Consider the following 14,498-nt stretch of genomic DNA (forward strand, 5'->3'; position numbering starts at 1 on the left):
GTGTAGGTGGGCAATTATGCATTGCCGCCGTTTTTCTTGATGATTTCGTCTTGTACTGACTTAGGTACATCTTCGTAGTGGTCAAATACCATCATGAAGGTACCGCGACCTTGAGTTGCTGAACGAAGTACTGTTGCGTAACCGAACATTTCGGCAAGTGGTACATAAGCACGAACGATTTGTGTGTTACCACGAGCTTCCATACCGTCAACGCGACCACGACGTGCAGTAACGTGACCCATAACGTCACCAAGGTTGTCTTCTGGTGCAGTGATGGTTACAAGCATCATTGGCTCAAGGATAGTTGGTTGAGCTGATTTAGCTGCTTCTTTAAGGGCAAGAGATGCCGCCACTTTGAAGGCTGTTTCAGATGAGTCGACATCGTGGTATGAACCATCGTAAAGCTTCGCTTTGACGTCAACGATTGGGTAACCAGCAAGTACACCGTTAGCCATAGATTCTACGAGACCTTTTTCAACCGCTGGGATGAATTCACGCGGAACCACACCACCGACGATAGCGTTCTCGAACTCGAAGCCTTTTCCTTCTTCGTTTGGTGTAAATTCAATCCAAACGTCACCGAATTGACCTTTACCACCAGACTGGCGTTTGAAGAAACCACGAGCTTGTGTAGAAGCACGGAAGGTTTCACGGTAAGATACTTGAGGAGCACCTACGTTTGCTTCAACCTTGAATTCACGACGCATACGGTCAACAAGGACATCCAAGTGCAACTCACCCATACCTGAGATAACTGTTTCACCAGTTTCAACGTTTGTTTCAACGCGGAATGTTGGATCTTCTTCAGCCAATTTAGAAAGGGCGATACCCATCTTGTCTTGGTCAGCTTTAGACTTAGGCTCAACCATCAACTGGATAACTGGTTCTGGAACGTGGATTGACTCAAGGATTACTTTCGCTTTTTCATCTGTCAATGAGTCACCAGTTGTTGTATCTTTCAAACCAACCGCAGCGGCGATATCACCAGCGTAAACAGTTTCAATTTCTTGACGGCTGTTTGCGTGCATTTGAAGGATACGCCCGATACGCTCACGTTTACCTTTAGAAGTGTTCATAACGTATGAACCGCTGTTAAGGACGCCTGAGTACACACGGAAGAAGGTCAAACGACCTACGAATGGGTCAGTCATGATCTTGAAGGCAAGAGCTGCAAATGGCTCTTCATCAGAAGCATGACGCTCTTCTTCAGCATCTGTGTCTGGGTTGACACCCTTAATCGCTGGGATATCAACTGGGCTTGGAAGGTAGTCAATAACCGCATCAAGCATCAATTGGACACCCTTGTTCTTGAAGGCTGAACCACACAATACTGGGAAGAATTCAACGTTGATGGTTGCACGGCGGATACCCGCTTTCAATTCTTCATTTGTGATTTCTTCACCTTCAAGGTATTTCATCATGAGTTCTTCATCAGTTTCCGCAACTGCTTCCACCAATTTTTCACGATACTCTTCTGCTTGCTCAAGGTATTCAGCTGGGATGTCTTCTTCAAGAATATCTGTGCCAAGGTCGTTGGTGTAGATTTCAGCCTTCATCTTGATCAAGTCGATGATTCCACGGAAGTCATCTTCTGAACCGATTGGCAACTGGATTGGGTGAGCATTTGCTTGAAGACGCTCATGAAGTGTGCTTACTGAGTAAAGGAAGTCAGCACCGATCTTATCCATCTTGTTAGCGAATACGATACGAGGAACTCCGTATTCAGTTGCTTGACGCCATACTGTTTCAGTTTGTGGCTCAACACCTGATTGAGAGTCAAGAACGGTAACCGCACCATCAAGAACGCGAAGAGAGCGTTGTACTTCGATGGTGAAGTCAACGTGTCCTGGTGTGTCGATGATGTTTACGCGGTGATTGTTCCATTGAGCGGTTGTCGCAGCAGATGTGATAGTGATACCACGCTCTTGCTCTTGCTCCATCCAGTCCATTTGTGATGCACCTTCGTGAGTTTCACCGATTTTGTGGATTTTACCAGTGTAGTAAAGAATACGCTCAGTTGTCGTTGTTTTACCAGCGTCAACGTGCGCCATGATACCGATATTACGAGTTTTTTCTAATGAAAATTCGCGTGCCATGAGGTTTGTTCTCCTATATTTTTTGTTTTACAGTTTATTATACCATATTTTAAGAAAAGCGAGTGGGCAAGTCCCACCCGCTTGATTTTAAACTAATGGTGTGAAGTGGATGGGGCAAGCCCCAATCCGATTTTGTGATGATAGAACGAGAAGTTGGTACCATAATCTCAATTGATTTATGTAGAACTGACTTAACGTCCTCACATCTTAATTGAACTCGGACTAAACGCTTGGCAAAAAAGAGACGCAATTGTTTTGGCTTTAGCCAATTACAAGTGTGGTTACCTTTTGGTATAAATCCTCTTAGAGTCCACAGACTCTTCGTCGCATTTCCTATTTTTGCTATGCGTTTTATACATCCTTGTATCTTAATCTTAGTTGAATTTTAGCTACAAATGTCTGCCAAAAAGACAAAATCTCCTAGAAACTGAAGTTTCTTCGTCGCTTTTCCTATTTTGGCTAGCATTTGCTTAACGCTAAAATATCCTATCTTACCAGCGGAAGTGTGCGAATGCGCGGTTAGCTTCAGCCATACGGTGGGTGTCTTCACGTTTCTTAACAGCCGCACCTGTGTTGTTAGCTGCATCCATGATTTCTTTCGCAAGGCGATCAACCATTGTATGCTCACCACGGTTACGAGCGATGGTTACCAACCAACGAAGACCAAGTGTAGTACGACGCTCTGGACGAACTTCAACTGGGACTTGGTAGTTAGAACCGCCGACACGGCGTGCACGTACTTCCAGTACAGGCATGATGTTTTCCATTGCTGTTTCAAACACTTCAAGTGCATCGTTACCAGTTGCTTCTTTGATTTGATCAAAAGCACCGTAAACGATTGATGCAGCCGTACCACGCTTACCGTCCAACATAATGCGGTTAATCAAACGTGTTACAAGTTTTGAGTTATACAATGGATCTGGCAATACTTCGCGCTTAGGCGCTTGATTTTTACGACTCATTTATATTTCCCCTTTCTTAACCTTTTGGACGTTTTGTACCGTATTTAGAACGGCCTTGCTTACGGTCGTTAACACCTGCAGTATCAAGTGCACCACGAACGATATGGTAACGCACCCCTGGAAGGTCTTTTACACGTCCACCGCGAAGAAGAACGACACTGTGCTCTTGCAAGTTGTGGCCGATACCTGGGATGTAGGCAGTTACTTCGATCAAGTTGCTCAAACGTACACGGGCAAATTTACGAAGGGCTGAGTTAGGTTTTTTAGGTGTCATAGTTCCGACACGAGTCGCAACACCACGTTTTTGTGGTGAAGAAACGTTTGTTTGAACTTTTTTACGGCTGTTGTAGCCAACGTTCAAAGCTGGTGATTTAGATTTTTCTACTTTAGACTTGCGTGGTTTGCGAACCAACTGGTTAATTGTAGGCATCTACATTCTCCTGTATATATTTTTATTTTTGGTTGCTCTGGCACTTGGTGACAGCCCAGAACTGCGTGTACTTTTGCAACATTTGTCAGCACGTCTCTGTACACTTTTGAGAGACCAAAAGTAAAAAGTACCGTTTATCATAGTACCATAAACAAAACCTCTTGTCAAATAGATATAATTGAAATTTCATGTCTTTCCCAGCATTTTTTAATTCTTTCATCAGGCAAGCCGGGCCAATATCAAATCATTTGCTGTGAAACGAACTCCCAGAGGCTCTCAGGCAAGAATGACACTAGCACAAAAGCACAGCCTGATGACTGTGCTTGCATGATGCTATTAGTAACCCATGCCCATTCCATCCATGCCTGCTGGCATAGCTGGCGCTGCTGGTTCTGGTTTGTTGGCAACAACAGCTTCGGTGGTCAAGATGAGACTAGCCACTGAGGCTGCATTTTGCAGGGCTGAACGAGTCACCTTAACGGGATCGATGATTCCTGCTTCAATCATGTTGACCCACTCGCCTGTTGCGGCGTTGAAGCCTGTTCCCAATTCTGAGTTCTTCAGTTTATCAATGATAACCGAGCCTTCGTAGCCGGCATTGTAGGCAATTTGGCGAACTGGTTCTTCCAGAGCCCGAAGGACAATCTTGCGTCCTGTTTCTTCATCTCCTGAAAGGTTCAACTGCGCCAGACTATCGATGACGTTGACCAGAGCGGTACCGCCACCTGATACGATTCCTTCCTCTACTGCTGCGCGGGTAGCATTGAGGGCGTCTTCGATACGAAGTTTCATTTCTTTCAACTCGGTTTCCGTAGCTGCACCGACCTTGATTACAGCAACACCGCCCGCCAATTTAGCCAAGCGTTCTTGCAATTTTTCACGGTCAAACTCGGAAGTTGTCACTTCAATCTGTGACTTAATCACTGCTACACGGTTGGCAATAGCTTCTGGATCGCCTGCTCCTTCAACAATCGTTGTGTGATCCTTGTCCACCGCTACCTTGGCAGCCTGACCAAGCGCTTCAATGGTTGCGTCCTTGAGTTCCAGACCAAGATCTTCTGTGATGACCGTTCCGCCCGTCAAGATAGCAATGTCTTCCAACATAGCCTTGCGACGGTCACCAAAACCTGGCGCCTTAACAGCAACAACATTAAAGGTACCACGAATCTTGTTGAGAACAAGTGTTGGCAGTGCTTCACCATCTACATCATCTGCAATAATGAGTAGCGGACGATTGCTTTGAAGGATGCTTTCCAAGAGTGGCAGGATGTCCTGAATGTTTGAGATCTTCTTATCGGTGATGAGGATGTAGGGGTTATCCAGCTCCGCTACCATCTTTTCGTTATCCGTCACCATGTACTGTGAAAGGTAACCGCGGTCAAATTGCATTCCTTCCACTACATCCAGCTCTGTTTCCATTCCGCGAGATTCTTCAATGGTAATAACTCCGTCGTTTCCTACCTTTTCCATAGCCTCGGAAATGTATTGACCAACCTTCTCAGAACGAGAAGATACAGCTGCTACTTGAGCAATGGCTTCTTTTCCTGAAACTGGAATGGCATTAGCCTTCAGGGCCTCAACCGCTGTTGCAACTGCCGCCTCGATACCACGACGGATACCGATTGGATTAGCCCCTGCGGTTACGTTTTTCAGACCTTCGCGGACGATTGCTTGAGTCAAAACAGTCGCTGTCGTTGTTCCATCACCTGCAATATCATTGGTTTTGGAAGCCACTTCAGATACCAGTTTCGCACCCATATTTTCAAAATGGTCTTCCAGCTCAATTTCTTTTGCAATGGTCACACCATCATTGGTGATGAGGGGAGAGCCGTAGGCCTTTTCCAAGACAACATTGCGCCCTTTTGGGCCTAAGGTAACCTTAACGGTATCTGCTAGAATATCAACGCCTCGCACCATACTTTCGCGGGCATCTGCTGAAAATTTAATCTCTTTTGCCATTTTTCTACCTCTTATTCTACGATTGCTAGGATGTCTGCTTCACGAATGATGAACAGGTGTTGATTGCCATCCTTCACTTCCACACCAGCAAAGGCTTCAATGAGAACCTTATCACCAACTGACACACTTGGTGCAACCAATTCGCCAGTCAGAGTGCGGATACCCTGGCCAACGGCCAGAACATGGGCCTCTTTTGTCTTTTCTTGACTGGCACCGGCAAGGACAAAGCCGCCGACAGTTTGTTCTTTTTCTTCAATTTTTACGACGATACGATCGCCTAATGGTTTTAACATAGGGAAACCTCCATAGTTTTTTAGCACTCTTGTCCTAAGAGTGCTAATATCTTCTTTCATTGTATCACTTGGTCAAAAATAGTCAAGAAAAAACATCTCAAAAAGAAAATTTGAGATGTTGTTTCCCTAACCTGATTTAGCTACCTTATCATCAAAATCCTTGATGACTTTCATGAGATTAAGGCGTCCTTTATAGATACCATATCCGAAGAGGAGGACTGCTAGACCTCCAAGGATTGCTAAAGCAAGACCCAAGATGAAGAGGGGGATATTGCTTTCCTTAAAGTAATAAATCAGCAGTCCGCCTATACTGGCGAGGAGAAACATGAGGGTCAGCCATCGACCTAGATTGTCAATCATATGTTTTTGGTAGCTTATCTCAGCTTCGTAGCCCCGCACCAATTCATCTTGTGTCATAAGCAGTCTCCCTATCTTAGTATTGCAAGCCTGGATTGAAGAAGCCTGTCAAGACACCAATCAAGGCGATGATTACCAAAAGGAGCATCACTTTAATCGGTGACAGATTTTTCTTGGCCATCAACCACCAACAAAATACGATAAATACTGCTGTCAGCAAACCTGGATATACGCCATCTAACTGACTTTGGAGCACGAGATAGGCTTCCCCGTCGGCATTTTTCAATTCAAACGCTGTTTTTACAGGTACCCATGTTGCCGCAACAGCTCCGATAACCATACCGCCGACAACTGAAACGGACTTACGGATGGCTTGACCTTGTGGTCCTACTAGAAAGGCAACTGCCTTGTCTCCCAGTTCGTATCCCTTGAAGTAAGCGAATTTCATACCGAAGTAAGCAAGCAGGTTCCATACAACAATGTAGAAAATTGCTCCGAGCGGTGAACCGCCAGTGGACAAGCCTAAGGCTACCCCAAGGATAATTGGAATCAAGGTTCCGACAATGAGAGAATCTCCAATACCTGCAATCGGCCCCATCAATCCGGCACGAAGTCCGTTGATTGTTTCGTCATCTACTTCTTCTGCACCATTGGCACGTGCTTCTTCCAAACCAGCAGTAATGCCGACTACGAGGGCTCCTAATTGAGGCTCCGTGTTAAAGAAGGCTGTGTAGGTCTGCATAGACTTGGCCTGATCTTCCTTTTTATCATACAGTTCTTCAACGATTGGCAGCATAGATGCCAAGTAACCGAAGGTTTGCATGTGCTCTTGAGAGAAACAGGTCAGGTTGCCATAGTACCAGTGATGGAAGGCTTTGGTTAATGTTTTTTTACTTATTTTCTTAGTCATCTTAGATATCCTCCTCGTCATCGTCAAAATCACCGCTTGATACAGCAGCTACCCGAAGGTTTTTCGCCATCTGCAATTCATAGAAAAGAACAGCGAAGATGAGTGAAATAACTGCACAAGACACGAGGTTCAATCCTAGCGAAGCAGCCAAGGTAAAACCAACAAAGAATGGGATGAAGTCTGTTGCTTTTTCAACAATTTGTTTTAAAAGAATGGCAATCCCCACACACGGAAGAAGAGAACCGACCGTGAAGAGGGTTTTCATAGGAATACCATCCATCGGAAGCAACTCTTTAAGCGCTGTTACCGCATCTGCACCGAGTTTACACATGATGACCGTTGGAATAAAGGAGAAAATGATATGGGAAATCCATGGCAATCCAAAATCCACCGCGTAGATTTTACGAAAATTCCCTTTTTCAATCGCTTTCCAACCAATGTGCTGCCAAATGAGGTTCATGGTCGCTGTCCCGTAAAAGAGAACCGTACCGACCGTTCCAACCAAAGTTCCCATCGATTTAGCCAGGTTAGCAGCATCAACGGAGTCAGCCGACAAACCTTGTGAGTGAATGGCAACCATAGCCAGAGGAATGCCAATATAGGATACCGCACGAACATCAGCCGACACAGTGCCTCCTGGTGTTACCAAAGCGATGTATACCAACTGCATGGCAACCCCACAGATAACCCCAGTTGCAACATCTCCCAAAATCAAACCGCAGACCAAGCCACCGACCAAGGGACGTCCGAGGGTATAGTTCCCGATAGAAGTTCCTCCCAATCCTGGCATGGATGACAAACAAGCAAAGAGGCCTAGCAAAGCCGCTTGTAACCAAGAAATAGTCATAATATACTCTCCTTTTTTGTTAATGAATGGGTATACTTTTTAAAAATCAAAACGAAGAACCTGTATTCACAAGTGAAGTGCTTGATGTAAGAGATAGTTTTTCGCTAATCAAGGCAGTTTTTTGAGGGAATACTGACTGTATTTTGAAAAAAACGAACGATGAGGAGCTGAAAAACTAGCCTTAGATGGAAGTGCTGAACTGTAAACACAGGTTCTAAGAGCTGGTAACTCACCTTGGCGGGTGTACCGCAGAGGATGTTGACCTGCTACTGCCAGTTTCCTTACCCCGTTTACTTTTGATTTTCATCAAGTATTAAAAACCGAATTTAGATTTGAAATCATCCCAGTAACCAATGGACACATCTGGCAAGAGCTGGAACTTCACCTTGTAGCCTGCTGCTTGAATGGCTTGAAAGGCTTCCGCTTCTTCTTGGGTAATCGATTGATTGTTCCCTAGTTTCACAGCGCCCGGACGGTCATTGCACGGTCCTACGATGATTTCCTTCACCGCACTTGGCACAAAACCCTGATCGACCAAGATTTTTTTCATATCAAGTGGATTTTTGGTAATCAAGAAATAGCGACTGTCCGATTCCAAAACCTTTTGCGATTTCGCAGCCCACTCATCCACTGTCCAGACAAAGGTCTTTTTATCAGAGGCAGCTTTGTAAGCCTGCTTCAAAACAGCATTTCCTGCCGCTGCATTATTGACAGCTACCAACCCGTCACAGGGATATTCCTTTGCCCAACGGGTTACAGTCTGACCATGAATCATCCGGTCATCGATACGCACAAATGATACTGACATCTTTTTTCCTCCTAAATATCGTCGTCTTCATCATCGCTACTTGCGACTTTAAATTCTTGCAAAGCTGTTGTTGCTTCAGACAGAACCGTTGCAACTAGAGCTTCTCCATCCAAGGTATCCATCATGACCGCTGTGGTTAAGGCCATGGTCAGATTCATACCGCCAAGAATCCTTGTGCCTTCCAACTTGCCAAGTTCTGCCAAGACGTTGCAGGTCGTTGCCAGGGGGCTACCGCCAACAATGTCAGCCAAAAGGATAAACTCTGCGTCGTCCAATCTTTCCAAACTAGCTCGGACTTCTTCAGCAAAGGCGTCAACCGACTGTCCCTCCTTCAGGCCAAAAGCCAAGACCTGATTGACCTTGTCCCCAGCAAACATGGCTAGGGTCGATTTGAGACCTTCAGCCAAGCCGCCATGACTGATGAGCATTAGATAGTTCATCGGGCTTTCTCCTCTCCTTAGACTGAGTGTCGCCTCAGCCCTATTTATTTTTCTTCATTTTAACACCGACGAAATCGCTTTCCTATTGCCGGATGTCATCTGTTTTCGATGAGGATTGTCAAGTGTTTTGTGACAGATGTCACACGCGCAGAAAAATTGGGTAACAAAAAATGAACCGCTCCCTTCGTTAGATTTTAGATCTAACTTTCGGGGGCAGTTCATTATTCTCCCATTTTTTCTTCTATTTCTCTTTGTATACTTAAGAGTTACGTATCGACAGTTTTGTTATCTAAGGCTTGGTTAATCAGGTAGTCACAATCAACTAGAATGCTCTTATAATGTTTAAAGCGCGGGGTGACTTTCGAGTCACTCATCACTTGATTAAGGGTTTCAAGAGTCAAGGAATTGACCCCCATATCTGCTAAATTCAAGGTAGCTTGAGTTTCCTGACTGGTCATGACGGCTTTTAAGACAGACATCCCCTGGGACTTATTGACCAACTCTTGCTGGATAGCTTCATCCTGAGAAAGAATGGTCATCAGCTCCCAGACTAAATCTGGATGACTGGTTTGGGAACTCATGGCGAAGAGGGAGGTTTGAACCTGAGTAGCCTTATATGCTGGCTGTTCGGCAGGCATTTGAATACAGGTCCACGAAAAACTGGAATACTTAGCTACATGATAAGGATAGGGTTTGTAGGTTCGGTATTGAGCTAAGGTCATGGGGTAAAAGGCGACCTTTCCTTGATCAAAATCATCGGACGAAACCTTGTAGTTGTTGTTCAGTGCTTCCAATTTAGAAATAAAAGACAGGGCTTCCCTCATTTGACTGGTAGCCAAGGTCAGCTGGTGTTTGTCTTGATCATAGATGTCTCCTCCATAGGCAATGAGGGCCTTTTGCCAATCATAATCCGTACTGCCATATTGGTCGATAACACCATCTCCGTCCGTATCCTTGGTAACCGCCTGACAAATCTCGTAAAAATCCTCCAATGTCCAAGTCTGACTCGGCAGGGAAAGTCCTTCCTTGTCCAACAGATCTTTGTTGACACACATCATGATAGGGTTGCATTCAAATGGAAGGGCATAATAGTTTCCTTGATAATTGCCCGCCTCCAAGGCGGAGGGATAATAGGAACTCCTGGTTTGCTTGGTGAGATAGGGAGTCAGATTCTGCAGGGCCCCGGTTGAGGCCAATAAGCTAAAATCATCCTCTGGCACCATAAATAAATCCGTTTGCTCCCCTAACAAAATAGAGTCTGCAAGCCAGGCCGAATAATCATCTTTGGGAATTCCGCTCTCATAAACCACCTTGACATTGGGGTGGGCTGCTTCAAATTTGGCGATGGCAAGGTCAATAGCGCGATTGTCCTTGCTGTTAGGTACATCCCAACTGCTGCCAGAATATAGACCGAGCCGAATAACAATCGGGCCTTGGCTTCGGAGATAAATCCCAACAGAAGTCAATAAGATGAAACCTGCTAATAGAGAAAAGACAAGCGGTTTCTTGGTGAACATATCAATTATCTTTTTCATCCTGACTCAAATCCTTCATGGTGACACCTGTTTGAACTGACCAGATAGCTAGCTGGGTTCGATCCCGCAGGTTTAGTTTGGAAAGAATACTGGAGAGGTAGTTGCGAACGGTTCCTTCTGACAGGTATAGTTTGGCCGCAATTTCCTTATTGGAGAGGCCATGCCCAACTAATTGAATCAGTCGCCATTCGTTCTGGGTCATGTCTTCCACATGCTTTTCTTCCACGGAAATGCTGATATTGGAGTGAGCCATCTGGGAGAAAATTTTGAAAACCTTAGTGGCAATATCTGGGTTAATCATGGCTCCCCCATTATAAACTGTCAAAATCGCCTGATGCAATTCCTCCATGGAAACTCCTTTGAGGATGTAGCCAGAAGCTCCATATTTGAGAGCGCTGAAGATAAAGTCATCATCATCAAAGGTCGTCAAAATGATAATCTTGATGTCGGGATAGGTTTCCTTGACCAACTTGGTACAGAGAACACCGTCCATCTTGGGCATGCGAATATCCATAAGAATAACATGGGGACGTTCTTTCTGAATCGCATCTATCACCTCTGTTCCGTCGCTGACACTACCGATAACTGCGATGTCTGTGTGGGCCGACAGCACTATTTTAAGAGATTCACGAATCAGCTCCTGATCATCAACAATCAATACCTTAATCATACATTTCTCCATTTCTTTTCGGAATCTCTATCCATGTAAAAAAGCCATCTCGATTTTCAAACCGTACACTGCCTCCTAGGATAGCTAGACGTTCTCGCATATGCTTTAGACCGTAACCATACTCTAGCTGATCAAAGCCGACTCCATCATCCTGTATACTGATGATGTACTTGTCCTGATTGAGTAGGTCAATGGTCACCCTGCTAGCATGCCCGTGTCGCAAAGAGTTGGTAATGGACTCTTGAATAACACGAAACACAACATTTTCCTTCATACTGTCTAAATCAACTTTATCCCACTGGTAGTTGAGCTCAATTTTCAGATGGGATATAAACTCATATTCTCGCACCATGCGACTAAGCGCTTCTTTCAAGCTACCATCCTCTAAGGCTCCTGGTCGTAGCTTGTTAAGCGAGCCACGAACATCCCGAATCCCATCTCGCACAACAACAGACATGCTTTGTAGCTGTTCCTTGGCTCTCGGTGGATCCAAATCGACCAAGACCCGCACTGCATCAATCCCTGCCGAAATTCCCGTCAGGGCATGCCCCAGAGTGTCGTGGATTTCACGAGCAATCCGTTTGCGCTCCCTATCTTCAACGATTTTTTCAGTCAGGGCAACATAGCTGTTGAGATCGGTATTGACCTTGGACACCATCCGTAATTCTTCCTCAATATTATGGCGCTGCGTGATGGAATACATGATATAGGATAAAAGAGAGATGATAAAGACCACCATATTGAGAGAAACTAAGAAGTTCTTAAAAAATAAGATGGCAATTTTAATGGACTGAGGATAAAAACTAATGAAGGCATCTAACGAGGGCAGCTGGACAAATAGTGAAAGAATATCATAATTGGAAATTAACAAGGCGGTGAAACTAAAGAAGACCAGAGCCAACCAGTAGCGCTTCCCCCTAGTGGTGTTGAACTCCTTAGAATTGTAGAAAATATCCGCAAACACCAGTAAAATCAACCCATTGTAGGAGGATTGGGAGGTGATGAAGATGGCAATCATGAGAACAATTTCTACCAAACTAAGCCAGTCGTAGATAGAAGATGGGCCTTCCTTGTGATTATCTCGATAAAAGATAACCAAGAGCAAAAGGGCATACAACAGAATGGTGCTAAAAAAGACCTGCGTCGGAGAGTGAGGAATCCGATCTAGCCGCTCTAAAAGAGAATGACTGGCTCCCTTGGAAACAATATAGTTAGTAGAGTAAAGATAGAGAGAAACATTGTAAACAAGGGCCACAAGATTGATGACAATCAAGGCCATCTTGCTAAACCGAATGCTACGGATATTCTTCATCATTGCCACCCCGTTATATCATACTGCCCAATGGTCTCCTTTGTAATTAAATCGACTGGAATAATGTATTCCTTGGCGACAGGTTTGCCCTCCACCAAACGAAAAAGGATTTCCGCTGTCTTTTCTCCCATCGTTATGGGCGACTGAGCGACTGTTGCCTGAATATCATCTGTGCGATACAGAAGATTTTTCATGTCTGGCGAACCATCTACACCATAGATATATATTTTCTCTTCAAGACCTTTTTCCTTAATCGCGGCCAAGGCACCCAAGGCGCTCGTATCATTTAGAGCCATGACAACCGTAAAGTTGATGCCCTGATTGATGACCTCCATCACCTCAGGCATTCCCACCTCCGTTTGCCCCAAGGTATCCTTGCGGGCAACGACTTTATAAGCCTCTTTACCTTCAATGGTATCTAAAAAACCTTGGATTCGATCGCGTGCCGAAACCGTATTGGTGTGTTCCAGCAACAAAATATCTGCCTGCTCCACTGTTGCCATCATATTTTGTGCATTGAGAACACCTGCTTGATAGTTATCAGAAACGATGGTCGAGTCCACCTCTATTCCCTCTAGCTGAGTATCTACTACGATTAGTTTAATCCCTTCCGCCTGAGCCTGTTTAAGGGCAGATATAATTTCTGGGCTGTCTCGCTTAACCGGATTGATAACAATAACATCAACCTGCATTTCCCTAAAATAATCAATTTGCTGACTCTGGCGCACTTCATCCAACTCAGGATCCCTGACATAGAGAATGCCATTATGATCGCTGACACTCTTTTTTATTTCCGAATTGAGGGTCTTGTAGAAATGATTGTTCATCGTCATGTAGGTCACACCAACCTTGACCTGATTATCCACCACTGTTACTCTAGTTCCCTGAAAGTAGATGAGAGCGATTATGCCACTTGCTATTAGCCAGAGAAAGCAGGTCAAAGCTTTTTTATAGGTTAATTTAAACTTCATCTACCCCCTCCAAAATCAAGGCTATCCCATCATGGTTGTGATCAGCAGTCACGCAATCAAACTGCGACCTGATGTCATCTGGTGCATTTCCCATTACAACGCCTAGTCCTACGGTTTTCAGCATTTCTATGTCATTGTAGTTATCACCGAAGGCCATGGTATTGGCCAAGTCAACTCCCTTGCAGGCCGCAAAATTGGCGACTGCTCTCCCTTTTTCTATACCAGCTGCCATAATTTCGATGAAGTAGGGGGCAGACTGTGCAATAGAGAGTTCTGGATATTCTTCTTTTAAACTAACTTCAAGAGCAGGTATCAAAAGCGGGGAACCCATTAAGAGTACCTTATGAGCCAGCTCTAACTGCTCCAAGGCAGCTAGCTCCACTCGCTCAGCATCTACTTGCACGATTGCTTCTTCTCGGTCAACCCATTCACTGGGGCGGATTTGCGCATACCACCTGTCATAACTGTAAACATTCCATGCAATCGCCTCATGTTGCTCTTCAATAAACCGGCAAATCGCTCTGACTTGCCCTATATCCATACCTTGAGAAAATAGGACTTCGCCTGTTTCATCTTGTATCAAAGCACCATTATAAGAAATAATCGGGCAGCTTATGCCAAGGCTATCTACGATTGGCTGAATGGCTCTAGGCATCCGAGCAGACACTGGCACAAAAATCTTGCCTTGATCTACAACCCGACGAATCGCGGTCTTTGTCCGCAATCCCACCTGAAAATCACTCTGAATCAAGGTTCCATCAATATCACTGAATACAATTTGGTACATCCCACTTCCTCCTTGTTTTCGCTTGCTCTCATTATACCATTTCTGGCTCCCTCTTTTGGGCTGATACTGTCATGTAGCCTGCTTTTTATTTTAGGTATGCCTCTACTTTCCTAAAATAACT

Annotated in this window: 15 protein-coding genes; all 15 read right to left on the reverse strand. The window is 44.8% G+C overall.

Translation table 11 applies throughout. The features are described 5' to 3' along the window. Positions 1-14: 14 nt before the first annotated feature. Positions 15-2,096: an elongation factor G gene (fusA, locus tag INT76_RS06075; protein ID WP_212569636.1), complete on the reverse strand. Its 2,082-nt coding sequence runs from the start codon at positions 2,094-2,096 to the stop codon at positions 15-17. 491 nt (positions 2,097-2,587) lie between these two features. After that, positions 2,588-3,058, reverse strand: coding sequence for a 30S ribosomal protein S7 (gene rpsG / locus INT76_RS06080; protein WP_212569637.1), 471 nt, complete (start codon positions 3,056-3,058; stop codon positions 2,588-2,590). Positions 3,059-3,074: 16 nt separating this feature from the next. Further along, positions 3,075-3,488 carry a 30S ribosomal protein S12 gene (gene rpsL / locus INT76_RS06085; protein ID WP_002940030.1) on the reverse strand — a complete coding sequence of 138 codons (414 nt, stop codon included), beginning with the start codon at positions 3,486-3,488 and terminating at the stop codon, positions 3,075-3,077. A gap of 336 nt (positions 3,489-3,824) precedes the next feature. Then, positions 3,825-5,447 carry a chaperonin GroEL gene (gene groL / locus INT76_RS06090; protein ID WP_212569638.1) on the reverse strand — a complete coding sequence of 541 codons (1,623 nt, stop codon included), beginning with the start codon at positions 5,445-5,447 and terminating at the stop codon, positions 3,825-3,827. Between the two features lie 11 nt (positions 5,448-5,458). Then, the gene (groES, locus tag INT76_RS06095; RefSeq protein WP_212569639.1) at positions 5,459-5,740 is read right to left on the reverse strand and encodes a co-chaperone GroES; all 282 of its coding nucleotides are present in this window, start codon (positions 5,738-5,740) and stop codon (positions 5,459-5,461) included. Positions 5,741-5,866: 126 nt separating this feature from the next. Next, complete coding sequence (locus tag INT76_RS06100) at positions 5,867-6,157, reverse strand: DUF202 domain-containing protein (RefSeq protein ID WP_212569640.1); 291 nt, start codon at positions 6,155-6,157, stop codon at positions 5,867-5,869. A 16-nt stretch (positions 6,158-6,173) separates the two neighbouring features. Then, entirely contained in the window at positions 6,174-7,007 is an 834-nt protein-coding gene (locus tag INT76_RS06105; protein WP_249116135.1) for a PTS system mannose/fructose/sorbose family transporter subunit IID, read from the reverse strand. Between the two features lies 1 nt (position 7,008). Continuing rightward, positions 7,009-7,854, reverse strand: a complete 846-nt coding sequence (locus INT76_RS06110; RefSeq protein ID WP_212569642.1) for a PTS mannose/fructose/sorbose/N-acetylgalactosamine transporter subunit IIC — start codon at positions 7,852-7,854, stop codon at positions 7,009-7,011. A 313-nt stretch (positions 7,855-8,167) separates the two neighbouring features. Beyond that, entirely contained in the window at positions 8,168-8,662 is a 495-nt protein-coding gene (locus INT76_RS06115) for a PTS sugar transporter subunit IIB (protein ID WP_212569643.1), read from the reverse strand. Positions 8,663-8,673: 11 nt separating this feature from the next. Then, complete coding sequence (locus INT76_RS06120) at positions 8,674-9,102, reverse strand: PTS sugar transporter subunit IIA (protein ID WP_212569644.1); 429 nt, start codon at positions 9,100-9,102, stop codon at positions 8,674-8,676. 266 nt (positions 9,103-9,368) lie between these two features. After that, positions 9,369-10,619: an ABC transporter substrate-binding protein gene (locus INT76_RS06125; protein WP_428843988.1), complete on the reverse strand. Its 1,251-nt coding sequence runs from the start codon at positions 10,617-10,619 to the stop codon at positions 9,369-9,371. A 1-nt stretch (position 10,620) separates the two neighbouring features. Beyond that, positions 10,621-11,307, reverse strand: a complete 687-nt coding sequence (locus INT76_RS06130; protein WP_212569646.1) for a response regulator transcription factor — start codon at positions 11,305-11,307, stop codon at positions 10,621-10,623. After that, the gene (locus INT76_RS06135; protein ID WP_212573033.1) at positions 11,300-12,619 is read right to left on the reverse strand and encodes a sensor histidine kinase; all 1,320 of its coding nucleotides are present in this window, start codon (positions 12,617-12,619) and stop codon (positions 11,300-11,302) included. The genes INT76_RS06130 and INT76_RS06135 overlap by 8 nt, the downstream gene beginning before the upstream one ends. Then, positions 12,619-13,590, reverse strand: a complete 972-nt coding sequence (locus INT76_RS06140) for a substrate-binding domain-containing protein (protein ID WP_212569647.1) — start codon at positions 13,588-13,590, stop codon at positions 12,619-12,621. The genes INT76_RS06135 and INT76_RS06140 overlap by 1 nt, the downstream gene beginning before the upstream one ends. Beyond that, positions 13,580-14,377, reverse strand: a complete 798-nt coding sequence (locus INT76_RS06145; RefSeq protein ID WP_212569648.1) for a Cof-type HAD-IIB family hydrolase — start codon at positions 14,375-14,377, stop codon at positions 13,580-13,582. The genes INT76_RS06140 and INT76_RS06145 overlap by 11 nt, the downstream gene beginning before the upstream one ends. Positions 14,378-14,498: the final 121 nt, after the last annotated feature.

The sequence above is a fragment of the Streptococcus oriscaviae genome (assembly GCF_018137985.1).
Classification (GTDB): domain Bacteria; phylum Bacillota; class Bacilli; order Lactobacillales; family Streptococcaceae; genus Streptococcus; species Streptococcus oriscaviae.